Genomic DNA, 24,997 nt, shown 5'->3' with positions numbered 1-24,997 from the left:
TGTTCAGCAGCGAAGAACAAGATTATACGAAGACTTTTCCGTCTTGCAAAGCATTTTTTTCAAAAATTTCTTCGGCATCGTTCAGATGCGTGCGCGCCTCGTCGAACACGGCCAGATCGCCGCGCGCGAGCTTCTTGTTGTCGGACAGCACACGACGCCAGCCGCGCGCACCCGCGACGCCACGATAGAGCCCGAGAGCATGCCGCACGATCGCGCCGAGATACGTGCCGCGCTTCAGTTCCGCCGCGCAGTATTCGATCAGTTTCGCCTCGGCCTCTTCGCGCGTCGGCACCGCCGCAGTCGACCCGTAGAAGCGCGCATCGACACCCGCGAGCACATACGGGTTGTGATAAGCCTCGCGGCCGAGCATCACGCCGTCCACGTGCTCGAGATGCTGCGCGACTTCGTCGAGCGTCTTGATCCCGCCGTTGATCACGATCTCCAGCGACGGGAAATCGCGCTTCAGCTGATACGCATAGTCGTACTTGAGCGGCGGGATCTCGCGGTTCTCCTTCGGCGAGAGCCCCTTCAGGATCGCATTGCGCGCGTGCACCACGAACGTTTCGCAGCCGGCCTCCGCCACCGTGCCGACGAAGTCCCGCACGAACGCATAATCCTCGACCGCGTCGACACCGATCCGGTGCTTGACCGTGACCGGCACCGACACCGCATCGCGCATCGCCTTCACGCAGTCGGCAACGAGTTGCGGCTCGTTCATCAGGCACGCGCCGAATGCGCCGCGCTGCACGCGCTCGGACGGACAGCCGCAATTCAGGTTGATCTCGTCGTAGCCCCACTGCTCGCCGAGTTTCGCGGCGCGCGCGAGATCGTCCCGTTCGCTGCCGCCCAGTTGCAGCGCGACCGGCGATTCGTTCGGCGTGAACGCGAGATGCCGCTGGGCGTCGCCGAACAGCAGCGCGCCCGTCGTGATCATTTCCGTATACAGCCACGTGTCGCGCGTCAGCGTGCGATGGAACGACCGGCAATGACGGTCGGTCCAGTCGAGCATGGGCGCCACGGAAACGCGGCGGGGAGGAAGCGAGGACGGTACGGACATGGAATTCGGGGCAGCAAGCGGCGCGGGAAACAACCCGACATTTTACCGCAACGCGACCAGGCCGGCCCGGCAGCCTGACTAGACCGGCCCGCCGTCGCCCAGTTCGACGTCGACGGCCCGCCGCGCCTCGTCAAGTACGCGCTCGATCACGCGCCGTTCGGTCAGCAGCATCCCATCGACTTTCACGAGCCGCCAGTCGATCCGCACGGCCGAACCCTGCAGCACGCGGTAGTGCGCATGCTCGCCGTCCCACACCTGCTCGGTCTTCACCTCGATCTCGTAGCCGCGGTACGGCTCGCTGAAATCGCCGAGATCGCTGCCTCTCGGTTCCATCGCTCGCTCCGTGGCGACACGGCGCCAGGCCACCGCGGCGGCCGGCGCCGTGCGCTCAATCGTATTCGTTGGACAAAACGGATTTGCCATCGGCGGTCAGGTCGACACGGTCGGCAGCCGCCTGGTAGATCAGCCCTTCGTTCAGCAACGCATAGACGACGTCGTCGAACGCGGCAGGGACCGGCCGGCTGTCGCCGAACTGGTCGATCCACTTCAGCGCCACGATGGCTTCGGGAGAAAGGATGGGGGTCATGCGTTGGCCTCCGGCGTCGGTGTCGCTCCATCCTAGCACTTCGTCCTGACGCCGAATACCGAGGCAAACGCTCGACCATGAAACAGGGGCGCCGCGGACGGCCAGACGGCCCGCCCGCGGCGCCCTGCACCGGAAACGCGCTCAAAGGCGCGCGATCGACACCTCGGTGGATTTCACGAGCGCGACGACTTCCGCGCCGACCTTCAGTTCGAGTTCGTCGACCGAGCGCGTCGTGATCACCGACGTGACGATGCCGAACGGCGTCTCGACGTCGACCTCGGACACCACGGGCCCGCGAATGATCTCCTTCACCTTGCCTTTGAACTGGTTACGCACGTTGATTGCAGTGATGCTCATCGGGTTGATCGCTCCGAAGAAAAAAGTCTGAGAACGGGCGGCCGGTGCCGCCCGGATTTAAACGGCCCAGCGAATCTGCCCGACCGGTCGTACGTGCTCCACCTCAGGCACCGCACCCTGCTCGCCCCCGCCCGGCCCGCCGGCGAGTACGCGTTGCAGCACACGGTCTTCCAGCGCCGCGAATGCGGCCGACGCGCGCGCACGCGGCCGGTCGAGCGGAACGGACTGATCGAGGGCGACGCGCCCTTGCTCGATCAACAGGATCCGGTCGCCGAGCGCGACGGCTTCCTGCACGTCGTGCGTGACGAGCAGCGCGGTGAACCGATGCTCGCGCCACAAGCGCTCGATCAGCGCATGCATCTCGATGCGGGTCAGCGCGTCGAGCGCACCGAGCGGCTCGTCGAGCAGCAGCAATTGCGGCCGGTGCACGAGCGCGCGGGCGAGCGCGACGCGCTGCCGCTGGCCGCCCGACAGCTGGGCGGGCCAGTCATTCGCGCGCTCGAGCAGCCCGACTTCGTCGAGCACCGCGCGCGCCTGATCGCGTGCCCCGCGGCCCAGGCCCAGCATCACGTTCTGCAGCACGGTCTTCCACGGCAGCAGTCGCGCATCCTGGTACATGATCCGGGTGTCGAGCGTGCCGCCACCCTCGCCGCGCGTCACGAGCGCACCGCTGCTCGGCGCCTCGAGCCCCGCGACGAGACGCAGCAGCGTGGATTTTCCGCAGCCGCTGCGGCCGACGATCGCGACGAAGCTGCCGCGCGCGATGCCGAGTTCGACGTTGTCGAGCACGGTGCGCGTGCCGAAGCGCTTGCTGACGCCCGACAGCGTCACCGCGTCGTCGGCTGCCGGGCTGCCCGCGCGCCGCCGCGCGAGCGGAACGACGGATGCACCGCCGTCCCGATCGACGATCGCCGCATCGCGTGCGTCGTCGTCCGTGACGCGTGCCTGTACCAGTTCGGCCTCGAGGTCTGCGCCGGCGAGCGGGCCGTAGGCGGCCGCCGAAGTCGTCGCATTCATGCCTTTGCTCCTGATTGATAAGCGGGGTGCCAGCGCAGCGTCACGCGCTCGATCCATTTCGCCAGCACATCGGCCAGCTTGCCGAGCACCGCATACAGCAGGATGCCGACCACCACCACATCGGTTTGCAGGAATTCGCGCGCGTTCATCGTCATGTAGCCGATGCCCGATTGCGCGGAGATCGTTTCCGCGACGATCAGCATCACCCACATCAGCCCGAGCGCGAAGCGCACGCCGACGAGAATCGACGGCAATGCGCCGGGCAGGATCACGTCGCGATACAGCGCGAAGCCGCGCACGCCATAGCTCTTCGCCATCTCGATCAGGTTCGCGTCGACCGAGCGGATCCCGTGATACGTGTTGATGTAAACCGGGAAGAACACGCCGAGCGAAACGAGGAACAGCTTCGCCTTCTCGTCGATGCCGAACCACAGGATCACGAGCGGAATCATCGCGAGCGCGGGGATGTTGCGGATCATCTGGATCGTCGAATCGAGCGCGACCTCCGCCGCTTTCGACAGGCCGGTCGCGAGCCCGAGCGCGAGACCCACGCCGCCGCCGATCGCGAAGCCGAACAGCGCGCGCCAGGTACTGACCTTCACGTTCGCCCACATCTCGCCCGACGTCACGAGCGACCACGCGGCACGCACGACCGCCAGCGGCTCGGGCAGCACGCGGGTCGACAGCCAGCCGACGCGCGCGCCGACCTCCCATGCGGCCAGCAGCGCGAGCGGCACGAGCCACGGCGCGATGCCGCGCCAGGCGCGGGCGGCCACGGCGGCGCCCGTCGTCGACGTTTTCGTTGTCATCGCAGGCCTCCTTCGTTCAGCTCTGGCTCGCCTTCGGCAGGTAGTTGTTGCCGACGATCTCGCCGAACGGCCCCGACAGCGGGCCGGACGGACGCGCCGCGCCCTTGCCCTTGATCAGCGGGAACACGAGCTCGGCGAAGCGGTACGACTCCTCGAGGTGCGGATAGCCGGACAGGATGAACGTCTCGATGCCGAGATCCGCGTATTCGCGCATGCGTTCCGCGACCTGCTCGGGGTTGCCGACGAGCGCGGTACCCGCGCCGCCGCGCACGAGACCGACACCGGCCCACAGGTTCGGATACACCTCGAGCGCCTCGCGGCCGCCGCGCTTGCCACCGTGCAGCGCGGCCATCCGGCGCTGGCCTTCCGAATCCATGTTCGCGAATGCCTGCTGCGCGCGGGCGATCGTCTCGTCGTCGAGACGGCTGATCAGGCGGTCGGCATCGCGCCACGCCTCGTCCTCGGTCTCGCGCACGATCACGTGCAGGCGGATGCCGAACTTGACCTTGCGGCCACGCGCCTCGGCGCGGGCGCGGATGTCGGCGATCTTCTTCGCGACGGCCTCGGGCGGCTCGCCCCAGGTCAGGTAGGTGTCGATGTGATCCGCGGCGATCGCGTGCGCGGCCGGCGACGATCCGCCGAACCACAGCGGCGGATGCGGGCGCTGCACGGGCGGATACAGCGCCTTGCCGCCCTTCGACTGAAGGTGCTTGCCGATGTAGTCGAAGCCGCCGTTATCGTGCGAGGCGGACAGCAGTCCGCGCCAGATGTTCAGGAAGTCGTCGGTGATCTCGTAGCGCGTATCGTGATCCGCGAACAGCCCGTCGCCTTCGAGTTCGGCGGCGTCGCCGCCCGTCACGACGTTGATCAGCAGGCGGCCGCCCGACAGGCGGTCGAACGTCGCGGCCATCCGCGCCGCGAGACCGGGCGATGCGATGCCGGGACGCACGGCGACCAGGAACTTCAGACGCTGCGTCGCCGGAATCAGGCTCGACGCAACGACCCACGCATCCTCGCAGGAACGGCCGGTCGGCAGCAGCACGCCTTCGTAGCCGAGCGTGTCGGCCGCGACGGCGATCTGCTTGAAATAATCGTAATCCGCGGCGCGCGCGCCTTCGGCGGTGCCGAGATAACGGCTGTCGCCGTGCGTGGGAATAAACCAGAAAACATTCATCTGCTGCTCCTGCTTGACTGTCCTTGCCGGAATCTGGATAAAACGAAGCCCTGCTCGCGTCGCGAATCAGCGACGCATGCATGGTGTGCATTCGAATCGGGATGGCTCGCCGGTCAGGCCGTGCCGCGGACGAGTACGCGATTGCACGGCTGTTTCTGGGAAATCAGTCTATGGATCGGTGCAGGGCTTTGGAACGATTTTTTTGAGCTTAGGTTTTCCGCTTTCGTGATTAGCGCGACGCTCCAGCGAATATCGCATCGGCCGGGCCCTATAATGACGCACCTATCCGAACAACTTCGCGCGGACGGCCCCGGCCGGCCACGCCTGCAATACGCTCATCGATGCAGAAAGTCATCCTGCCGTTCCTGTCCGGCTTCCTGGCCGCCCTCTTCTTTCGCGAAGCGACGCTCGCGCTGCTACATACGGCCGACCTGATCGCCGCAGCCGGATTCTCCACGCAACCTTTCGCGCCGCTCGGCATTCCTGAATTTGTCGCGAACGCGCTGATCAGCGCGTGCTGCGCGATCCCGATGGCGTGGCTGCTGCGCGTGTCGCCGGAGCGCGAAGCGCCGTGGATCGGCGCGCTGGTGTTCGGCGGCGTCGTGCTGACGGCCGCCCGCGTGTTCGCGATCGATCCGCTGCGCGGGATCTGGCCGTCGGGCAACATGATGCCGGTGCTCGCCGCCGGTTTCGCGGCACACGCGGTGTGGGGTTTCGGTGCGCTGGTGTTCATGCGCGCGTTCATGTCGGACGACGCCGGCGACGAATAACGCACGGCTTGCGGCGAGGCCCCGGCCCTGTCGCCGAGCCGGATCGGCATCCGCAAACGGAAAGGCCGCCTGCACATGCAAGCGGCCTTTTTGCTTTTCGCTTCGATACCGCGAGCGTCAGTCCTTCAGGTTGCGCAGCGGATGCGTGTCGGGCGTCCACGGGCTGTCGAACATCGCGAGCACGTCGGCCCGGTCGATATCGGCCGTCGACTTGAAACGCCAGACCGGCTGTTGATCCTTGTCGACGATCAGCGCGCGCACGCCTTCGATCACGTCGCCGTGCGCGAACGTCGAACGCGTGAGGTCGAGATCGCGCCGCAGGCAATCGGCCATCGTCGCGCCGCGCGCGCGCTCGACGACTTCGAGCGACACGGCCATCGACAGCGGCGACAACTGGCTGCGCATCGCGTGGGTCGCCTTCTCGACCCATCCGTCGATGGCCGCGCAATCCTGCTCGGCGTCGAGCGACGCCAGGATCGCGCCGATATCGGGCTGCGCGAAATGCCGGTCGATCCCGGCGCGCGCGTCGGCCAGCGCCGACGTGTCGGGCGTCGGCACGACCTTGTGCGCGGCAGCTGCGTCGGCCACGCACGCGACGGCCTGCGCGCCGCTGTCGATCCGCGCGCCGTGCAGCGTATCGAGCAGCGCCGGCAGCGCGGCGTCAGGCAGGTATACGTCGGCGAGCTGCGCATACAGTGCGCCGGCCGCGTCGAGCGTCGCGCCGGTCACCGCGAGATAGCGGCCGAGCGCGCCCGGCGTGCGCGCGAGGAACCAGCTCATCCCGACGTCCGGGAACAGCCCGATGCGCGTTTCGGGCATCGCCATCTTCGTCGAATCGGTGACCACACGCAGGCCGCCCGTATGTCGCGCCGCCTGCGAAATGCCCATGCCGCCGCCCATCACGACGCCGTGCATCAACGCGATGTACGGTTTCGGATAGGTGAAGATCGTATGGTTGAGCGTGTATTCCTCGATGAAGAACGTGTCGACCGCATCGCGATCGCCGCGCTGCCACGCATCGTGGAAGAAGCGCACGTCGCCGCCCGCGCAGAACGCGCGCGGATGCGGGCTGTGCACGACGACGGCCGTCACCTCCGCGTCGTCGCGCCATGCATCGAGCGCCTGCTGCATCAGTCGGATCATCCCCACCGACAGCGCATTCAGCGCCTTCGGCCGGTTCAGTTCGAGATAGCCGATGCGGTTCGCGACATACGCGCGCACGTCGGGCTGGGCGGCTTCGGCGGAAGCGGCAGTGGAATCGGTCATGTGAGCCATCCGGCGTATCGCGGGCGCACGCTCAGTGCGCCTGCATCTTCGAGAACAGGTTCAGCACCACGACGCCCGAGACGATCAGCCCGAGGCCGATCACGGCCGGCAGGTCCGGCACCTGGCGATAGAGCAGCATCGCGACGAGCGTGATCAGCACGATGCCGGCCCCCGACCACACCGCATAGATGATGCCGACGGGCATCGTGCGCAGCGTGAGCGACAGACAGTAGAACGCGATGCCGTAACCGGCCACGACGAGCGCCGACGGCCAGAAGCGCGTGAAGCCGTCCGCCGCGCGCAGCGCGGACGTGCCGACCACTTCCGCGACGATCGCGATCGCGAGCCATGCGTAACCCGGAATCTGCATCGCTCAGCTCCTTGCAAGTGCCAGCACGGCATAGTCCTGCCCGAGCTCGGCGCACAGGGCTTCGACGACGAACTCGTGATCCGCGCGCTGCGGCAGCCCCGATGCGGTGATCGAGCCGATCACGCCGGCCCCCGCGACGGTCAGCGGAAACGCGCCGCCGTGCGGCGAATAGTCGGAGATCGGCAGCCCGTGCTTGTCGGCGAGCGTGGCGCCGGCCTGCTGCATGCGCAGGCCGATCGCATACGAACTGCGGCGGAAGTGCGCGACGACGTTGCGCTTGCGGCGTACCCAGTCGGCGTTGTCGGGCGTCGCGCCGGCGAGCGCCGCATAGAACAGCGGCTGGCCGAACGTGACGATGTCGATCGCGATCGCATGGCCGCGCGACGTCGCGAGCGCATGCATCCGGTTGCCGAGCGCCCAGGCACGAGCCGGGTCGAAATGGGGAAACACGAGCGCCTGTTCCTGCGCGCCGATCGATTGCAGATCGTGAGCGATGTCCATGAATCCGTCGATGCTGTAGTGAGTGTTGCAACGGCACCGACGCGATCGCGCGCGACTCTCCGCTGCAGGCGTGAACGACACAAGCAAACCGCTCGATTCTAGCGCACGCGCCTGCCGTACCGGCCCTGCCGGCGTCCCGCCGGCGACTGAAACGCGATTGTCAGAAAGTGCTTGCAAGCATTCGGGTTAGTCCATATAATTCATTTCTTAGACGGACGCGGGGTGGAGCAGTCTGGCAGCTCGTCGGGCTCATAACCCGAAGGTCGTAGGTTCAAATCCTACCCCCGCAACCAACGTCCCGATTCATGCAAAAAGCCCGGCTCCACGCCGGGCTTTTTGTTTTCCGGCGCGCGATTGCGCGCCTCGCACGTTGCGCTTCGCGCCGCACGCCGCGCACATGCGCTCGCGTTCGAGAATGCCCCGCCCCGGTGATACACTCGCAGCACCTCGTCCCTTCCACTCGACATGAAATTCTGCTCCGTCTGCGGTCACGAAGTCATCGCGCGCATTCCTCCGGGCGACAACCGCGAGCGCTTCATTTGCGATCACTGCGGCACGATCCATTACCAGAATCCGCGCAACGTGGTCGGCACGGTGCCGGTCTGGGGCGATCAGGTGCTGCTGTGCCGCCGTGCGATCGAACCGCGCTACGGTTTCTGGACGCTGCCGGCAGGCTTCATGGAAATGGGCGAGACGACGGCCGAGGCCGCCGCGCGCGAAACGCTCGAGGAAGCCGGCGCACGCGTCGAGGTTCAGAACCTGTTCACGCTGCTCAACGTGCCGCACGTGCACCAGGTCCATCTGTTCTATCTGGCGCGGCTCGTCGATCCGGCTTACGAGGCCGGCGAGGAAAGCCTCGAAGTCAAGCTGTTCGACGAAGCCGACATTCCGTGGGACGAGATCGCGTTCCCGACCGTCAGCCAGACGCTGCGTTTCTTCTTCGCCGATCGCGCCGCCGGCGACTACGGCGTCCATACCGGCGATATCTTCCGCTCGCTGCGCAACGGCTGAGCCCGCGCCCCATGGTCCCCTGGCTCGGCCCGGACGATCCGTTCCCGCCCGTCGAACGCGCGCTCGGCTCCGCGACCGGCGCGCCGGGGCTGCTCGCCGCGAGCGCCGACCTGCTGCCGTCCCGCCTGATCGAGGCCTACCTGCGCGGCATCTTCCCGTGGTATTCGGACGGCCAGCCCGTGCTGTGGTGGAGCCCCGACCCGCGGATGATCCTCGCGCCGGCCGAATTCAAGGTGTCCCCGTCGCTGCGCAAGACGCTCAAGCGCGTGCTGCGCGACTCCGCGTGGGAAGTGCGCGTCGACCATGACTTTCCGGGCGTGATGCGCGCGTGCGCGCAAGCGCCGCGCCGCGGGCAGCGCGGTACCTGGATCACGGCCGAGATCATCGACGCGTATTCGTCGCTCTACCGTTCCGGCAACGCGCACAGCATCGAGGCGTGGCACGACGGGCGACGCGTGGGCGGCCTCTACGGCGTCGCGTTCGGGCGGATGTTTTTCGGCGAATCGATGTATGCGGATGTCACCGATGCCTCGAAGATCGCTCTGGCGACGCTCGTCGCCCACCTTCGCGAGCAGGGGCTGGAGATGATAGACTGCCAGCAGAATACGTCGCATCTAGCGTCGCTCGGTGGCCGCGAGATCGCACGCAAGGCCTTTGTCGCTCACGTGCGCCGCGCGGTAGCCGAACCGCCGATTCCGTGGCAGTTCGACAAGCGTGTGCTCGCCATGCTGACGAGCCCTGCCGAACCGGCCGCCCCCTCCGGGATCGAGCGCTAGCGCGGCACTCCCTCCCTGCATCGAGAGCTGCCCATGACTCACCCGACTGAGCTGCCGCTTTCACCGCTTTCGGCGCTGCAATTCTATGCAACGGCGCCCTATCCGTGCAGCTATCTGGACGGCCGCGTCGCGCGCTCGCAAGTCGCGACGCCGAGCCACCTGATCAATTCCGACATCTATACCGAGCTCGTGAAGGCCGGCTTCCGGCGCTCGGGCGTGTTCACCTATCGCCCGTACTGCGACGGCTGCCGTGCCTGCGTGCCGGTGCGCGTGCCGGTCGGCGCGTTCACGCCGTCGCGCACCCAGCGCCGGATGTGGAAGCGGCACCGCGCGCTCGTCGCGACGGTCTCGCCGCTGCACTACGACGAGGAGCACTACGCGCTCTACATGCGCTACCAGTCGGCGCGCCACGCGGGCGGCGGCATGGATCGCGACAGCCGCGACCAGTACGAGCAGTTCCTGCTGCAGAGCCGGATCAATTCGCGCCTCGTCGAATTCCGCGACCTCGACGCGCCGGGCGGCGAGCCCGGCAAGCTGCGCATGGTCAGCATGATCGACATCCTCGGCGACGGACTGTCGTCGGTCTATACGTTCTTCGAGCCGGACGAGCAGCATACGAGCTACGGCACGTACAACATCCTGTGGCAGATCGAGCAGGCGAAGAGCCTCGGCCTGCCGTACGTGTATCTCGGCTACTGGATCCGCGAGAGCCCGAAGATGGCCTACAAGGCCAACTTCCATCCGCTCGAAGGGTTGCTCGACGGCCGCTGGAAAATACTCGATCCGGATCGCATCGACCTGCCGCCGGTCGACGCGGCACTCGCCCGTGCGCCGCTGCCGGGCGGACATTCCGGGTCGGGCTGACGGGCCATCCCGCGGCGCGGCGGCGCGCCTGCAACGGGCACCCTGCGGCCCTTGCACGCGTTGCCGCGCGGCACAAGCGGTGCCACCGGCCGCGCATGCGAAGCGAAGCCCGCCCTTGCCGCGCAACTCCCGGTAAAATAGCGGGTTGTCATTCATTCCGGCCGTCCGCCCAATTCCCGTGTTCAGTTCCCTCTATCCGCTGGCCCGCGCATCCCTGTTCAAGATGGATGCGGAAGACGCTCACCACCTCACGCTGCGCGCGCTCGGCGCGGCCGGCCGCACGGGCCTCGCCTGCGCGCTGTCGGCCCGCGTGCCCGATGCGCCGCGCACCGTGATGGGACTCACGTTCCGCAACCCGGTCGGCCTCGCCGCCGGCCTCGACAAGGACGGCGCGGCCATCGACGGCCTCGCGGCGCTCGGCTTCGGCTTCATCGAGGTCGGCACGGTCACGCCGCGCCCGCAGCCGGGCAATCCGCGCCCGCGGATGTTCCGCCTGCCGCAGGCGGAAGCGCTGATCAACCGGATGGGCTTCAACAACCACGGGGTCGATCAGTTCGTGAAGAACGTCCAGGCGGCCCGCTATCGCGGCATCCTCGGCCTGAACATCGGCAAGAACGCCGACACGCCGATCGAACGCGCCGCGGAAGACTATCTCTACTGCCTCGAGCGCGTGTATCCGTTCGCAAGCTACGTGACGATCAACATTTCGTCGCCGAACACGAAGAACCTGCGCCAGCTGCAGGGCGCGGGCGAACTCGACGCGCTGCTCGCGGCGCTGAAGGACAAGCAGCAACGCCTCGCCGACCTGCACGGCAAGCTCGTGCCGCTCGCGCTGAAGATCGCGCCCGATCTCGACGACGAACAGGTCAAGGAAATCGCCGACACGCTGCTGCGCCACAAGATCGAGGCGGTCATCGCCACCAACACGACGCTGTCGCGTGCGGCCGTGCAGGGCCTGCCGCACGCGGACGAAGCCGGCGGCCTGTCGGGCCGTCCGGTGTTCGATGCGTCCAACGAAGTGATCCGCAAACTGCATGCCGAAGTCGGCAGCGCGGTGCCGATCATCGGCGTCGGCGGCATCTTCTCGGGCGAGGACGCGCGCGCGAAGCTCGCGGCCGGCGCGTCGCTCGTCCAGCTGTACACGGGCTTCATCTATCGCGGCCCCGCGCTCGTCGCCGAGTGCGTGAAGGCGATCGCGCGTGACCGCACCGTGTAATATAGCCATAAACAAACGATATTTAATGGTCGATTGTATTTTTGCTATGATCGACCCCACAGTCAGAATCAAGCGCCCCGCTGGGGCAAGGAAGCTCACACGATGAAAATTTCGCTGCTGAAGAAGCTGCTGGTCGCCGGCCTGATCGGCACGTCGTTCGCCGCCGCCACCGCGCAGGCGGCCGACCTCCTCGACCAGGTGAAACAACGCGGCACGCTGCGCGTCGGCCTCGAAGGCACGTTCCCTCCGTTCAACTCGAAGAACCCGCAAGGCGAACTCGTCGGCTTCGACGTCGACATCGCGAATGCCGTCGCCGCGAAGCTCGGCGTGAAGGCCGAGTTCGTCACGACCGAATGGAGCGGCATCATCGCGGGCCTGCAGGCCGGCAAGTTCGACGTGATCGCCAACCAGGTCGGCATCACCGACAAGCGCAAGGAAACGCTCGACTTCTCGCCCGCGTACACCTATTCGTCCGCCCAGTTGATCCAGCGCAAGGACGACACGCGCCAGTTCAAGTCGCTCGACGACCTGAAGGGCAAGAAGCTCGGCGTCGCGCTCGGCACGAACTACATGGACATGGCGAAGTCGGTGCCCGGCATCGACGTGAAGACCTACCCGGGCGCGCCCGAGTACCTGCGCGACCTCGCGGCCGGCCGTCTCGATGCGGCGCTCAACGACCGCCTGATGCTCGCGTACCTGACGAAGAACTCGCAACTGCCGCTGCGCCCGGGCGCGAACGTCGGCTCGGCGAATCCGTCGGGCATCCCGTTCAAGAAGGGCAACCCGAAGTTCCAGAAGGCGATCGACGACGCGATGGCGCAACTCGAGGCCGACGGCACGTTCACGAAGATCTCGGACAAGTGGTTCGGCATCGACGTGACGAAGCCGGTCAAGTAAGCACGCCTCTGCTTCCCGCCTGACGGCGGGCCGGAAAGGGCGGCATCCGAAGCGATGCCGCCCTTTGTTTTATCGGTCCGGTTTATGATTGCGCTTTCGCGCACGCATTCGATTCGTATTCCATGTCGACAACGTCCCTGCTCGTCCAATCGCTGCCGGTGCTCGCCCAGGGTGCCGTACTGACCGTCAAGTTCGCCGTGCTGTCGATGGTGTTCGGCCTGCTCGGCGCCGTCGTGCTCGCGATGATGGGCATCCGGCAAAGCGAACCGCTCGACGGCTTCGAACGCATCTGGGTCAACGCGCTCGCGGGGCTCGCGCGCGCCTACGTGAGCCTGATGCGCGGCACGCCGCTGCTCGTGCAGATCTTCGTCATCTATTACGGACTGCCGAGCCTCGGCATCTCGCTCGACCCGACACCGGCCGGCGTGATCGCGCTCTCCGCGAATGTCGCCGCTTACATGTCCGAAAGCATGCGCGGCGCGATCAACGGAATCGCGCGCGGCCAATGGCTGGCCGCCTACAGCCTCGGGCTGTCGTGGGGGCAGACGCTGCGCTACGTGATCGGCCCGCAGGCGCTGCGCATCGCGGTGCCGAGCCTGTCGAACAGCCTGATCAGCCTGATCAAGGACACGTCGCTCGTGTCCGTCATCACCGTGACCGAACTGCTGCGCAGCGCGCAGGAAGTGATCGCGGCGACCTACCAGCCGTTGCCGCTGTACCTGGCCGCCGCCGCGATCTACTGGGTGCTGTGCCAGATCCTCGAATGGGTCCAGCGCTGGTACGAAAAGCGCCTGTCGCTGCCCGCGCGGCACTGAGCACGTCGCCTCTCCCGCCGGGCCGCGGATGCGCGCCCGGCCCCCGCCTTCCCGTCCTTCCCGCCTACTCGCCCGAATAGCGCACGCCGAGCGCCGCGCGTGCCGCATCTGTCATCGCGATCATTCGCCGCGAATGGTCGTGCGTCATGATCGGGCTCTCGAGTTCGCCCGCGCGCAGCAGGTCGCAGAAATGCGCGGTCTCGTAGTTCAGGCCGCCGCCGTCGACCGGCGCGTCGAGTTCGACCGTGCGCCCGTCCGCATAGCGGATCGTCGCCCGCGCGGGGTTCCACCACTTTTCGTGAATCGTCACGTGCCCGCCTGCTGCAGCGATCAGCGCATCGCCGCGTCCCATCACGTCGAGCCCGCAAAAGAGCTGCGCAATGCCGCCGTTCGCGTGACGACTGTTCAGGCTCGCGAACACGTCGACACCCGTCGCGCCGATGCGGCCGAGCGTCTGCACGTCGACTGCCGCGCCGAGCCAGTCGACCGCGAGAAAGGCTTCGTAGATTCCGATGTCGAGCAGCGCGCCACCGGCGCGGTCGAGCCGATAGACGGAATGATCGTCCGGCACCGACGACGACGCGCAGCCCGCGCGCACGAGCCTGATCTCGCCGATCGGATCGTCATGCAGATGCGCGCGCAACCGACGATACAACGGAAAGAACGGCGGCTTCATCGCTTCCATGAAGAGCCGGCCGGCCGTGCGTGCCGCATCCAGCACGGCATCGAGCTGCGTCGCGTTCAGCGTCGCGGGTTTTTCGCACAGCACGGCCTTGCCGGCGGCGAGCGCCGCTTGCGCGTAGTGCGCGTGACTGTCGTGGAGGGTCGCGATATAGATCGCGTCGATGTCGCTCGCGAGGAGCGCGTCGAGGCTGGCGGCAGGCTTGCCGCCGCAGCTGTCGCAGAAAGCGGTTGCCGCATCGGCGCGGCGGGCCCACACGCCGGCGAGCGTGGCACCCGGCACGTGCGCGAGGCTTTGCGCGAAACGGCGTGCGATGCTGCCTGCGCCGACGATGCCGAAGCGCACCGGGCGGTTGTCGAATTCGTTCATCCGGATCTTCCGTGTCGGTCGTATGACGGTGGCCGGCACGCTGCCGGCCGGCCGTCATGATAAACGGCTCGCCGGCACAGGGATAAGCGACCCGCGCCGATTCAAGCGCGCACGGGCACGTCGACGGAGAAATCGCGCGAGATCTCGTCGGCGCTGAAATCGATCAGGGCAAGCGACGCCGCCTCGGCTTCGCGCGGATCGCGGCGTTCGATCGCATCGACGACGCGCGCATGCGCCTTCACCGCGATGTCGTGCGCACCGTCCTTCTGCGCGACGCGCGGATTCACGAGCCGCACAGCGCCGCGCACGATCGCCGCCATCTGCTGGAAAAACTGGTTGCCGCTCGCCTGGACGATTCGCGTGTGCAGCAGTTCGTCCGCCGTGTCATAACCGGGGTCGCCCGGTTGCAACACCTTGAACGCTTCGAACGCCTCGCGGATGCCCGCGATGTCGGCCGCCGTCGCACGGACCGCCGCCTGCGCGGTCGCGCGCGGTTCGATCAGCATCCGGAATTCGATGACGTCGCGCATGAACTGCGGATCCGGCTTCGCACGAAACCGCCAGCTCACCACGTCTTCATCGATCATGCGCCAGTCGCGCATCGGCCGAACGCGCGTACCGACTTTCGGACGCACGTCGAGCATGTCGCGCGCGAGCAACATCGACAATGCTTCGCGCATCACCGTGCGACTCACGTCGAACTCTTTCGACAGCACATCCTGCGGCGGCAGAATGCCGCCGTACTTGTCCTCGACGATACCTGCGACAAGCCCATCCATCACTTTGGCGACCAGTGACCGGTCTTTGCCCTGCTCCATGACACCTCCCCGTGCGTCGATTTGCGAACACCTGCTCCGCAGTTCCGCCGGCCCTGGTTACGACTGTTCTTATGATCTATAAGTTGATGAGTTCGGGGATATTTCGCTATCTGGTAAACACCTGACAGGGTTATCCCTCTTTTTGATGCGGTTGATTTATAAGGCTTCAAAAAAAGCCCGGAAAGCGCGCTGCGCTTGCCGGGCCGGGCTTTCCACGAACTTTGAACATGCAATCCATTACGGCATCCGGATGCCATTACGGACTGCTTCTCATTCAGTTTCGATTAATCGGGATAAACGATCGTTTCAACGCCGTTTGCCGTGCCGAGCAGGCACAGATTCGCGCCGCGCGCGGCGAACAGGCCGACCGTCACGACGCCCGGCCATGCGTTGACCTGCGCCTCGAAACCGCGCGGATCGGTGATTTGCAGCCCCTTGACGTCGATGATCTCGTTGCCGTTGTCGGTGATGTACGGCGCGCCGTCCTTCGTCACGCGCAGCACCGGCACGCCGCCCAGCGCGGTCACGCGCCGGCCGATCGCCGTGCGTGCCATCGGCACGACCTCGATCGGCAGCGGGAATGCGCCGAGCACCGGCACGCGCTTGCTGCCGTCCGCGATGCAGACGAACGTATCGGCCACCGACGCGACGATCTTTTCGCGCGTCAATGCGCCACCGCCGCCCTTGATCATTGCACCGCTTGCGTCGATCTCGTCGGCACCGTCGACGTACACCTGCAGCGATTCGACCTCGTTCAGGTCGAACACCTTGATGCCGTGCGATTTCAGGCGTTCGGTGGTCGCGATGGAGCTCGACACGGCGCCGCGATAGCGCGACTTGACGGCCGCGAGCGCGTCGATGAAGCAGTTGGCGGTCGAGCCGGTGCCGACGCCGATCACGGCGCCTTCCGGCACGTTCTGGATCACATAATCGGCGGCCGCCTGGCCGACCAGGCGTTTGAGTTCGTCTTGAGTCATGGGGGTGGGAATACAGCGGGATTGCGGAAAACCGCCAGTTTACCGGACTCGGGAGACGACCCGGGCATTTTCGGTGGGGTGCCGGCGCTGCGATCAGCGCCGGGCACGCCGGCGATCACGGCGCGCCGGTGGCGGATGCGTCGCCCGCCGGCGGCGTGGCGGAGAAATACTTGTCGAGCAGCGCCTGTGCGATCGCATCGGTTTCGGCGTCCGGATTGCCCGCATAGTCGGCCGGCCGGAAATGCATCTGGAACGCCGCGAGTACGCGTCGCGTGCGGGTGTCGAGCACGCCGTCGGCCGGCACGTCGTAGCCGTAGCGCGCGAGCTTCAGCTGCAGTTCGCGCACGTCGACGAGCGCGTGCGGATCGCGGCCGCCGAGCCGGGCGGCCACGGTCGCATCGTCCGGCCACGCGCCGACACCGGCTTGCGCGAGCGCATGCCACGGGAACAGCGGCCCCGGATCGATCTTGCGTTGCGGCGCGATGTCGCTGTGCCCGACCACGCGCGTCGGCGGAATCCGGTAGCGCGCGACGACATCTTTCGACAGACGGATCAGCGCATCGACCTGTTCGGGCGGATACGGCTGCCACGTGCGGTTTTGCGGATCGAGCGGGCCGCGATTCACGTTCTCGATGCCGATCGACGCTGCGTTGAGCTCGGTCGTGCCCTGCCATTCGCTGATACCCGCCTGCCATGCGCGTTCCGATTCGGGCACGAGCTGGTAGACCACCGGCATCCCGCGTTCGATGCGCGGTTGCGGCGGCACGACGTAGTGCGCGCTGACCGAATCGCCCGTCAGCGTGCGCAGCGATTTCGCTTCGTCGCTTTCGGTGTAATGCATCACGAGAAAGCGGATCCGCGAATCGGCGCCGCGTGCGTGCAAGCTCGTGTCGGCGTAGTAAGTGCCGCGCCCGACCAGTGACGGCGACGTGCAGGCGGCCAGCAGGCCGAGGATGGCGCACGATGCGCCGAGTCGAAACAGGGTCATGTTCGCGAGTTCCGGGAGGCGCGTGCCGCGCGCAGTCGCGGCACGCGTCGTGCGGGTCGTGACAGCCCCGCGCAGCGCGCGAGACCGCGCGCGTCAGCCCGTGTATCAGCCCTTCACGCGCCGCTGCCGCACCGCTTCATACAGGCACACGCCGCTCGCGACCGACACGTTCAGGCTTTCCACGCTGCCGGCCATCGGGATGCTCATCACTTCGTCGCAGGTGTCGCGCGTGAGCCGGCGCATGCCTTCGCCTTCCGCACCCATCACGATGGCGACGGGACCGTCGAGCTTCGTGTCGTACAGCGTGCCCGACGCCTCGTCCGACGTACCGATGACCCACACGCCCGCGTCCTTCAGCTCGCGCAGCGCGCGGGCGAGGTTCGTGACCGTGATGTACGGCACCGTGTCGGCCGCGCCACTGGCGACCTTCGCCGCGGTCGCGTTCAGGCCGACCGCGCGGTCGCGCGGCGCGATCACCGCATGCGCGCCGGCCGAATCGGCGACACGCAGGCATGCACCGAGGTTGTGCGGATCGGTGACGCCGTCGAGTACCAGCAGCAGCGCCGGGCCCTGGATGCCGTCGAGCAGCTCGGACAGGTTCTGTGCGAGCGGAACATCCTCGACGCGCGCCACGACGCCCTGGTGGCGCTCGGTATGCGCGAGGCCCCACAGGCGGGTTTCATCGGCCGCAATCAGCCGCACGCCCGCTTCCTTCGCGGCGTGCAGGAAGTCCTGCATGCGGCGGTCGCGGCGCGTCTGGTCGTACAGCACCTCCGCAACCGTCGACGCATCGTGCCGCAAACGTGCGGTCACCGCATGAAAACCGTAAAGAACCTTCAGACGAGACATGACTGGAACAACCTTCGATCAAACGTGCGGCCGCGCGACGTGCGCAGCCGCGATCCATGGAAAAGGAAAGCGCCGCGTTGCCGGCCGGTGACCGGTCAAGCGCGGCGTCTCTCGATACTGCAAGGGCGTGCGCGTGCGCCGCCCCGAACGCTCAATACTTCTTGCGGGCGTGCACCTTCTTCGCGGCCGTCTTCGCCGCCGCGCCGCCCTTCTTCTTCGCGGCACGCGCGGCGCGCGCCTCCTTCACCGCGACGGTCGGCGCGCTGGCCGCCTTCTTGCGGCGCGGCGCGGCGTCCTCCACCGGCGGCAACGCGCGCACGCGCGGGCCGCCGCGATCGTTACCGTTACCGTTGCCGGCGACAGCCGGCGCCGGTGCCGGACGCGGCGCCTTCACCGGCGTGTCGCGCACGAGGCGGAAGTCGATCTTGCGCGCGTCGAGATCGACGCGGCTCACCTGCACGCGCACGCGATCCGACAGGCGATAACGGATGCCCGTGCGCTCGCCGCGCAGCTCGTTCTTGATCTCGTCGTACTGGAAGTAGTCCGAGCCGAGTTCCGTGACGTGCACGAGCCCCTCGATGAACAGCGTATCGAGCTGCACGAAGATGCCGAACGACGTGACGCCGTTCACCATCCCGCCGTACTCCTCGCCGAGCTTGTCGCGCATGAAGTAGCACTTGAGCCAGGCCTCGACGTCGCGCGACGCTTCGTCGGCACGGCGCTCGTTCGCCGAGCAGTGCAGGCCGAGTTCTTCCCAGATCGCCGTGTTCGAGCGCGAACGGCCGCGCGCTTCGTCGTCGGCCTGCTGCATCGCACGGGCGCGCGGCGACAGCGCGGTGTTCAGCTCGAAGCCGTCCGGCGCCTTCGGCGCATACTTCTTGCCGGACAGGATCGCGTAGATCGCGCGGTGCGTGAGCAGGTCGGGATAGCGGCGAATCGGGCTCGTGAAGTGCGCGTACGCCTCGTATGCGAGACCGAAGTGACCGATGTTGTCAGGGCTGTAGACGGCCTGCTGCATCGAGCGCAGCAGCATCGGCTGCAGCATCTGCGCGTCGGGCCGGTCGCGGATCTGCGCCATCAGCGCCGCGTAGTCGCTCGCATGCGGCTTGTCGCCGCCGCCGAGAGAGAGGCCCATGCCGCGCAGGAACGCGCGCAGGTTCTCGAGCTTCTCCGGCGTCGGCCCCGCGTGCACGCGGTACAGGCCCGGGTGCTTGTGGCGCTTCAGGAAATCGGCCGCGCACACGTTCGCGGCCAGCATGCATTCCTCGATCAGCTTGTGCGCATCGTTGCGCTGACGCGGGACGATCTGCTCGATCTTGCCTTGCGAGTTGCAGACGATGTAGGTCTCGGTCGTGTCGAAGTCGATCGCGCCGCGCTTCTGGCGTGCGGCGAACAGCGCCTTGTAGACGCCGTACAGATCCTGCAGGTGCGGCAGCAGGTCCGCGCGGCGCGCGGCCTCCGGCCCCTTCGTGTTCGACAGCACGGCCGCGACTTCGGTGTACGTGAGGCGCGCGGCCGAATGGATCACGGCCGGATAGAACTGGTACGCCTTGATCTCGCCGCGCGCGGTAATCACCATGTCGCATGCGAGCACGCAGCGATCGACCTGCGGGTTCAGCGAACAGAGGCCGTTCGACAGCTTCTCCGGCAGCATCGGGATCACGCGGCGCGGGAAGTAGACCGACGTACTGCGCTCGAGCGCGTCGGCATCGAGCCCGCTGCCCGGCTGCACGTAGTGCGACACGTCGGCGATCGCGACGATCAGGCGGAAGCCGTCGCCGCGGCCGACCTTGGTCGGCTCGCAGTAGACGGCATCGTCGAAGTCGCGGGCATCCTCGCCGTCGATCGTCACGAGCGGCACGTCGCGCAGGTCGACGCGGAAGCGCAGGTCGGTCGGCCGTACCTTGTCCGGCAGCGCGGCGGCTTCGTCGAGCGCCGGCTGGCTGAATTCGTGCGGCACGCCGTACTTGCGCACGGCGATCTCGATTTCCATGCCCGGATCGTCGATGTCGCCGAGCACTTCGACGACGCGGCCGAGCGGTTGCGAATGACGGCTCGGGAAGTCGGTCAGTTCGACGACGACGACCTGCCCGACCTTCGCCTTCTTCACGTTCTGCGTGATCAGGATGTCGTGGCCGATGCGCTTGTCTTCGGGGGCGACGATCAGCGCGCCGTTCTCGTTGAGCAGGCGGCCGATCACGCGCTTGTTCGCGCGCTCGGTGACTTCGACGACGTGCCCTTCCGGCCGGCCGCGGCGATCGTAGCCGACGATCCGCGCGAGCACGCGGTCGTTGTGCATGACCTTCTGCATTTCGCCGTTCGGCAGGAACAGGTCGTCCTGGCCGTCGTCGCGGATCACGAACCCGTAGCCGTCGCGATGGCCCTGCACGCGGCCGGCAACGAAGTTCGACGGATGGGTGAGCTGGTAGTGGCCGCGCTTGTCGAGGCGGATCTGGCCGTCGCGTTCCATTGCGGCGACACGCCGGAAGAACCCCTCGCGCTCCTGACGCTTGATCGACAGCGCTTCGGCGATGTCGTTGGCTGCCAGCGGCGCGTCGCTCGTACGCAGCACGCCGAGAATTTCTTCACGGCTCGGAATGGGGTACGGATATTTGCTCAAGGGTTTGTCGATGATTGTTCTCGTTGCGTTGACTAATGGTGCACGGCATCAACATAGAAGTGTCCGTCAGACAGTTCTATAGTGACGGCGGCGGATCATTCTATCACCCGCCTGTGTCGCCAAATGACGCGAATGCCGCGTGCAGGCGCCGCGGCGACCGGTTTGCGGTGCATCGCAAAAAAGTGTTGACACGATTAATTGGGGCGCTATAATTTCGCTTCTTTGCAGCAAGCAGCTACTGCAAAACGTGCCCAGGTGGCGGAATTGGTAGACGCACTAGGTTCAGGTCCTAGCGGTGGCAACATCGTGGAGGTTCGAGTCCTCTCCTGGGCACCACTTATTTAAAAAGGTCGGCTTCTGCCGGCCTTTTTCTTTTTCAGGTCCAGGAAGCAAAGCGCCTGCGCGCTTTGCGCGAGGACTCGAAAGGCTGCGCTTGCAAGCGCAGCCGGGGTCGCGCTCGTGTGACCGAGTCCTCTCCTGGGCACCATCTGTTTTTGAAAAGGTCGGCTTCTAGCCGGCCTTTTTTCATTTCCGGCCGCACATTGCGCGTCCTGTACCGCGCCATATGCCCGCCACTCCGATCGATAGCAGAATTAATCGGTTATCGATTGCTCTCCCCGTTGGTACGTTAGCCGCCTCGCTTTCAACGAACCCGACGAGGAACCACCCCATGACGTCGATGAACCGCCGCGCGTTCGCGCGCGCGATGCTGGCCGCCGGCCTGAGCGTCGCCGGCATCCGGACGCACGCCGAGAACGCGCCCTCCACGTTGCGCATCGGATACCAGAAATCGTCGACGCTCATTACGCTGCTCAAGACGCGCGGCACGCTGGAGCAGTCGCTCGCGACGCTCGGCCTGCGCGTGTCGTGGCATGAATTCGCGAGCGGCTTGCCGCTGACCGAAGCGCTCAACGTCGGCGCGGTCGATTTCAGTGCCGACGTGGCCGACACCGTTCCCGTCTTCGCGCAGGCCGCGCATGCGCGCTTCGTATACGTCGCGCAGGAAGCGCCGTCACCGAAAGCGCAGGCCATCATCGTCAAGCGCGACAGCGCGCTGCGCACGCTCGCCGATCTCAAGGGCAAGCGCATCGCCGTCACGAAGGCAGCCGGCAGCCACTACCTGCTGCTTGCCGCACTCGCGCGCGCAAAGCTCCCCCCCGCCGACGCCGCAATCCACTACCTGACGCCGGCCGACGGCCGCGCGGCGTTCGAGCGCGGCAGCGTCGATGCATGGATCACGTGGGACCCGTATGTCGCATCGGTCGACGCGAATCCCGACGTGCGGATTCTTGCCGACGGCGACGGGCTTGCGTCGTACCAACGCTATTACCTGGCGTCGGGCAGCTTTGCCGCCGCGCGCCCCGACGTCATCCAGATCGTGTTCGACCAGTTGTCGCAAGCCGGCACCTGGCTGCGCGAACATCAGCAGGAGGCCGCCAATACCCTCGCCCCGATCTGGGGACTCGACGCGAAGACGATCGAGCGCGCGAACGCACGACGCAGCTATCTCGTGCGCACCGTGGCCACGCAGAACTTCGGTGAGCAGCAGAAGATCGCCGATACGTTCCTCGCGGCCGGTTTGCTGCCCGCCCGCGTCGACACGGGTGAAGCGCTGCGCTGGAATTTCGCGGCAAAGCGTGCTGAGCCGATCGACGCCTGATGCCCGGAACCTGCAACGCGCGATAATTTTGATCGCCATCGAAAAATTGTGTTGACAGATGCTCCAGACACGCTAGAATAGCGGTCTTCGCATCGCAGCAAGCGAAACGTGCCCAGGTGGCGGAATTGGTAGACGCACTAGGTTCAGGTCCTAGCGGTGGCAACATCGTGGAGGTTCGAGTCCTCTCCTGGGCACCACTTATTTAAAAAGGTCGGCTTCTGCCGGCCTTTTTCTTTTTCAGGCCCAGGAAGCAAAGCGCCTGCGCGCTTTGCGCGAGGACTCGAAAGACTGCGCTTGCAAGCGCAGCCGGGGTCGCGCTCGTGTGACCGAGTCCTCTCCTGGGCACCATCTGTTTTCTAAAAAGGCCGGCTTTCAGACGGCCTTTTTTTATTTCCGGCGCCGAATCGATACGCTCGCCGCGGCACGATGGTCGCACCTGACCATCACGACGCATCGACGAACACTCCCGCTCCCCTCTCGCATCGCAAGCAGGCCGGCAAATTATTTTCGTTCGTAACCTCAAATTCTGTTGACAGATCCTTCAGACACGCTAGAATAGCAGTCTTCGCATCGCAGCAAGCGAAACGTGCCCAGGTGGCGGAATTGGTAGACGCACTAGGTTCAGGTCCTAGCGGTGGCAACATCGTGGAGGTTCGAGTCCTCTCCTGGGCACCACTTATTTAAAAAAGGTCGGCTTCTGCCGGCCTTTTTCTTTTTCAGCCCAGGAAGCAAAGCGCCTGCGCGCTTTGCGCGAGGACTCGAAAGGCTGCGCTTGCAAGCGCAGCCGGGGTCGCGCTCGTGTGACCGAGTCCTCTCCTGGGCACCATCTGTTTTCTAAAAAGGCCGGCTTTTAGCCGGCCTTTTTTCATTTCCGGCGCCGAATCGATACCAGGTTCACGCCGCGTCCCATGCCGTCCCCGTCCCGGTGACGCGCATGACGCGCCATCCTTCCTTCGCCGCCCGCGCATCAGGACAAATCGCCCCGGCCCGCGCGACGAGTCAGTCCGGCCGGCGATCCGTCGAGCGCACGCCAGCCGCGATCCATCGCACGAATTCGAAAGCGTCGGCCCCGCTGCACGCCGCGGTCGCCATCCGCCCGCAGCAACCCAAGCCCCGCCTTCATCCCGCAACAAAACCGGGATTTCCCTAGGCTGACATGCCAGCGCTCACGCGGTTAAATAAATCAACATGATTTATTTAATGCGTCGATGTTCGACGCAACATGGAAGGAGACGCCATGCGAAGCCCGCACTTCGGTCAGGGCAGCAATTCGGCCAACGTGCGCCGTTACAACGAGCGCCTGCTGCTGAAGACGCTGCGCCGCGTGGGCAGCGCGTCGAAGGCCGACCTCGCGCGTCTCGCGAACATGACGAGCGCGGCTGTCGGCGGCATCATCGCGTCCCTCGCCGACGCGAAGCTGATCGAATCCGCCGGCCGCACCGAGGGCCAGCGCGGCCAGCCGGCGTCGCTGATCCGCCTCGATCCGCGCGGCGCGTTCGGCATCGGCGTCCACCTCGACCGGATGCGCATCGAGACGGCGCTCGTCAATTTCGCGGGCGACGTGCTCGGCCGCCGCTCCCACGACTGCCTGCTCCCCCCGCCCGCCGACGTGCTCGACATCGTGCGGCGCGACATCGATGCGATGCAGGACCTGCTCCCCACGCATGAGCGCGCGCGCCTGACGGGCGTCGGCGTCGCCCAGCCGTACAACCTCGGCGCGTGGATGCGCGAACTCGGCCTCGCACCCGACACGTTCCGCGCGTGGGAAGACGTCGACTTCGCGAGCGACCTCGGGCGCACGCTGTCGCTGCCCGTGTTCGGCGAAAACGACGGCAACGCGGCCGCGATCGCCGAACTGTTCTACGGGTACGGCCGGCAGTGCGACGATTTCGTGTACCTGTTCATCGGTCCCGCGATCGGCGGCGGCATCGCGATCGACGGCGACTGCCTGCGCGGCGTGACCGGCAATGCCGGCGACATCGCCGTGATTCCTGTGCCGCCGAGCCGGCTGGCGTCCGCGCCGCCGCCCCGCGGCCCGTGGGACATCCTGCTCGCCCGCGCATCGCTGCACGCGCTCGTGCGTCATCTGCGCCATTGCGGCGAGACGGTCGAGAACCGCGCCGATCTCGAGGCCTGCATCGCGCGTGGCCTGCCGGCGGTCGACGAATGGATCGACGACTGTGTCGACGCGCTCGCGCCGGCATTGCGTGCGGTGCTGTGCGTCGTCGATGCGCCGGTGGTCGTACTCGACGCCGATACCGACGCCGGCCTGCTCGATGCGGTGACGACCCGCCTGCGCGCGGCGCTCGTCGCCACCGCGCCGGAAGCGCGCGGCACGCCGACGCTCGTACGCGGCACGTTCGGCGCCGACGCCGGCGCGATCGGTGCCGCGACACTGCCGATGTTCTTCAACTTCTCTCCACGGGCCGGCATCCTCAAGGGCGCCCGCACCGAATCGCAGGAGGTCAACCATGTCGCGTTCTGAGTCCCCCCGGCCGCTGCTCGAGATGCGCGGCATCAGCAAGACCTTCCCGGCCGTGCGCGCGCT

At 66.6% G+C, this 24,997-nt stretch carries 25 protein-coding genes and 4 tRNA genes; 13 read left to right on the top strand and 16 right to left on the bottom strand.

Annotation, left to right across the window (positions count from 1 at the left end):
* Positions 1 to 22: 22 nt before the first annotated feature.
* The 7 genes from dusA to ssuD form a co-directional block, all read right to left on the bottom strand.
* Positions 23 to 1,009: a tRNA dihydrouridine(20/20a) synthase DusA gene (gene dusA, locus DIE16_RS31425; RefSeq protein ID WP_044845062.1), complete on the bottom strand. Its 987-nt coding sequence runs from the start codon at positions 1,007 to 1,009 to the stop codon at positions 23 to 25.
* 126 nt (positions 1,010 to 1,135) lie between these two features.
* Positions 1,136 to 1,390, bottom strand: coding sequence for a hypothetical protein (locus DIE16_RS31420; RefSeq protein WP_124485687.1), 255 nt, complete (start codon positions 1,388 to 1,390; stop codon positions 1,136 to 1,138).
* A gap of 55 nt (positions 1,391 to 1,445) precedes the next feature.
* Positions 1,446 to 1,643, bottom strand: a complete 198-nt coding sequence (locus tag DIE16_RS31415) for a hypothetical protein (protein WP_044845064.1) — start codon at positions 1,641 to 1,643, stop codon at positions 1,446 to 1,448.
* A gap of 141 nt (positions 1,644 to 1,784) precedes the next feature.
* Complete coding sequence (locus DIE16_RS31410) at positions 1,785 to 2,000, bottom strand: molybdopterin-binding protein (RefSeq protein WP_006400187.1); 216 nt, start codon at positions 1,998 to 2,000, stop codon at positions 1,785 to 1,787.
* A gap of 57 nt (positions 2,001 to 2,057) precedes the next feature.
* On the bottom strand, positions 2,058 to 3,017 hold the full coding sequence (locus DIE16_RS31405; RefSeq protein WP_124522225.1) for an ATP-binding cassette domain-containing protein: 960 nt from the start codon (positions 3,015 to 3,017) through the stop codon (positions 2,058 to 2,060).
* Positions 3,014 to 3,826, bottom strand: coding sequence for an aliphatic sulfonate ABC transporter permease SsuC (gene ssuC, locus DIE16_RS31400; RefSeq protein WP_044845066.1), 813 nt, complete (start codon positions 3,824 to 3,826; stop codon positions 3,014 to 3,016). Before ssuC ends, DIE16_RS31405 begins: the two co-directional genes overlap by 4 nt.
* A gap of 16 nt (positions 3,827 to 3,842) precedes the next feature.
* A complete protein-coding gene (gene ssuD, locus DIE16_RS31395) occupies positions 3,843 to 5,000 on the bottom strand; it encodes an FMNH2-dependent alkanesulfonate monooxygenase (RefSeq protein ID WP_124894069.1) in 1,158 nt (385 codons plus the stop codon).
* Positions 5,001 to 5,341: 341 nt separating this feature from the next.
* On the opposite strand from ssuD, the gene DIE16_RS31390 reads away from it, so the two are divergent.
* Positions 5,342 to 5,770, top strand: coding sequence for a hypothetical protein (locus DIE16_RS31390; RefSeq protein ID WP_124894068.1), 429 nt, complete (start codon positions 5,342 to 5,344; stop codon positions 5,768 to 5,770).
* Between the two features lie 117 nt (positions 5,771 to 5,887).
* On the opposite strand, the gene DIE16_RS31385 is transcribed toward DIE16_RS31390, so the two are convergent.
* Genes DIE16_RS31385 through DIE16_RS31375 form a run of 3 tightly spaced genes read right to left on the bottom strand, consistent with a single transcriptional unit; the run spans position 5,888 to position 7,907 of the window.
* The gene (locus tag DIE16_RS31385; protein ID WP_124485689.1) at positions 5,888 to 7,036 is read right to left on the bottom strand and encodes an enoyl-CoA hydratase/isomerase family protein; all 1,149 of its coding nucleotides are present in this window, start codon (positions 7,034 to 7,036) and stop codon (positions 5,888 to 5,890) included.
* A 31-nt stretch (positions 7,037 to 7,067) separates the two neighbouring features.
* Positions 7,068 to 7,406, bottom strand: coding sequence for a multidrug efflux SMR transporter (locus DIE16_RS31380; protein ID WP_044845070.1), 339 nt, complete (start codon positions 7,404 to 7,406; stop codon positions 7,068 to 7,070).
* A 3-nt stretch (positions 7,407 to 7,409) separates the two neighbouring features.
* A complete protein-coding gene (locus DIE16_RS31375; RefSeq protein WP_044845071.1) occupies positions 7,410 to 7,907 on the bottom strand; it encodes a heme-degrading domain-containing protein in 498 nt (165 codons plus the stop codon).
* 216 nt (positions 7,908 to 8,123) lie between these two features.
* Here DIE16_RS31375 and DIE16_RS31370 point away from each other — a divergent pair.
* The 7 genes from DIE16_RS31370 to DIE16_RS31340 all read left to right on the top strand — a co-directional run bounded on the left by DIE16_RS31370 (position 8,124) and on the right by DIE16_RS31340 (position 13,486).
* A tRNA-Met gene (locus tag DIE16_RS31370) sits at positions 8,124 to 8,200 on the top strand.
* A gap of 172 nt (positions 8,201 to 8,372) precedes the next feature.
* Positions 8,373 to 8,918, top strand: a complete 546-nt coding sequence (locus tag DIE16_RS31365) for an NUDIX hydrolase (protein WP_040144100.1) — start codon at positions 8,373 to 8,375, stop codon at positions 8,916 to 8,918.
* Between the two features lie 11 nt (positions 8,919 to 8,929).
* Entirely contained in the window at positions 8,930 to 9,694 is a 765-nt protein-coding gene (gene aat, locus DIE16_RS31360) for a leucyl/phenylalanyl-tRNA--protein transferase (protein WP_124485690.1), read from the top strand.
* A gap of 33 nt (positions 9,695 to 9,727) precedes the next feature.
* Complete coding sequence (locus DIE16_RS31355) at positions 9,728 to 10,558, top strand: arginyltransferase (RefSeq protein ID WP_044845073.1); 831 nt, start codon at positions 9,728 to 9,730, stop codon at positions 10,556 to 10,558.
* A gap of 178 nt (positions 10,559 to 10,736) precedes the next feature.
* Positions 10,737 to 11,774 (top strand): quinone-dependent dihydroorotate dehydrogenase, encoded by a 1,038-nt coding sequence (locus DIE16_RS31350; RefSeq protein WP_124894067.1) that lies wholly within the window; start codon positions 10,737 to 10,739, stop codon positions 11,772 to 11,774.
* 102 nt (positions 11,775 to 11,876) lie between these two features.
* The gene (locus DIE16_RS31345; protein ID WP_044845075.1) at positions 11,877 to 12,671 is read left to right on the top strand and encodes a cystine ABC transporter substrate-binding protein; all 795 of its coding nucleotides are present in this window, start codon (positions 11,877 to 11,879) and stop codon (positions 12,669 to 12,671) included.
* Positions 12,672 to 12,793: 122 nt separating this feature from the next.
* On the top strand, positions 12,794 to 13,486 hold the full coding sequence (locus DIE16_RS31340; protein WP_044845076.1) for an amino acid ABC transporter permease: 693 nt from the start codon (positions 12,794 to 12,796) through the stop codon (positions 13,484 to 13,486).
* Positions 13,487 to 13,550: 64 nt separating this feature from the next.
* On the opposite strand, the gene DIE16_RS31335 is transcribed toward DIE16_RS31340, so the two are convergent.
* The 6 genes from DIE16_RS31335 to rnr form a co-directional block, all read right to left on the bottom strand.
* Positions 13,551 to 14,537 carry a Gfo/Idh/MocA family protein gene (locus DIE16_RS31335; protein WP_124485693.1) on the bottom strand — a complete coding sequence of 329 codons (987 nt, stop codon included), beginning with the start codon at positions 14,535 to 14,537 and terminating at the stop codon, positions 13,551 to 13,553.
* Between the two features lie 101 nt (positions 14,538 to 14,638).
* On the bottom strand, positions 14,639 to 15,355 hold the full coding sequence (locus DIE16_RS31330; protein WP_044845078.1) for a FadR/GntR family transcriptional regulator: 717 nt from the start codon (positions 15,353 to 15,355) through the stop codon (positions 14,639 to 14,641).
* A 284-nt stretch (positions 15,356 to 15,639) separates the two neighbouring features.
* Positions 15,640 to 16,332 carry a ribose-5-phosphate isomerase RpiA gene (gene rpiA / locus DIE16_RS31325; RefSeq protein WP_044845079.1) on the bottom strand — a complete coding sequence of 231 codons (693 nt, stop codon included), beginning with the start codon at positions 16,330 to 16,332 and terminating at the stop codon, positions 15,640 to 15,642.
* A gap of 115 nt (positions 16,333 to 16,447) precedes the next feature.
* On the bottom strand, positions 16,448 to 17,320 hold the full coding sequence (locus DIE16_RS31320; RefSeq protein ID WP_124894066.1) for an N-acetylmuramoyl-L-alanine amidase: 873 nt from the start codon (positions 17,318 to 17,320) through the stop codon (positions 16,448 to 16,450).
* Between the two features lie 105 nt (positions 17,321 to 17,425).
* Positions 17,426 to 18,169, bottom strand: coding sequence for a 23S rRNA (guanosine(2251)-2'-O)-methyltransferase RlmB (gene rlmB / locus DIE16_RS31315; protein WP_044845081.1), 744 nt, complete (start codon positions 18,167 to 18,169; stop codon positions 17,426 to 17,428).
* A 151-nt stretch (positions 18,170 to 18,320) separates the two neighbouring features.
* Positions 18,321 to 20,789, bottom strand: coding sequence for a ribonuclease R (gene rnr / locus DIE16_RS31310; protein ID WP_124485696.1), 2,469 nt, complete (start codon positions 20,787 to 20,789; stop codon positions 18,321 to 18,323).
* Positions 20,790 to 21,038: 249 nt separating this feature from the next.
* Here rnr and DIE16_RS31305 point away from each other — a divergent pair.
* The 5 genes from DIE16_RS31305 (at position 21,039) to DIE16_RS31285 (ending at position 24,934) form a co-directional block, all read left to right on the top strand.
* Positions 21,039 to 21,125, top strand: a tRNA-Leu gene (locus tag DIE16_RS31305).
* A gap of 334 nt (positions 21,126 to 21,459) precedes the next feature.
* The gene (locus DIE16_RS31300; protein ID WP_124894065.1) at positions 21,460 to 22,449 is read left to right on the top strand and encodes an aliphatic sulfonate ABC transporter substrate-binding protein; all 990 of its coding nucleotides are present in this window, start codon (positions 21,460 to 21,462) and stop codon (positions 22,447 to 22,449) included.
* A gap of 110 nt (positions 22,450 to 22,559) precedes the next feature.
* Positions 22,560 to 22,646 (top strand) — tRNA-Leu (locus DIE16_RS31295).
* A gap of 391 nt (positions 22,647 to 23,037) precedes the next feature.
* Positions 23,038 to 23,124, top strand: a tRNA-Leu gene (locus tag DIE16_RS31290).
* 562 nt (positions 23,125 to 23,686) lie between these two features.
* Entirely contained in the window at positions 23,687 to 24,934 is a 1,248-nt protein-coding gene (locus tag DIE16_RS31285; protein WP_124668207.1) for an ROK family transcriptional regulator, read from the top strand.
* Positions 24,935 to 24,997: the final 63 nt, after the last annotated feature.

This window comes from Burkholderia sp. Bp9090 (genome assembly GCF_003857985.1).
In the GTDB taxonomy this organism is placed as follows: Bacteria; Pseudomonadota; Gammaproteobacteria; order Burkholderiales; family Burkholderiaceae; genus Burkholderia.
This window is presented reverse-complemented; position numbering and strand designations above follow the sequence as displayed.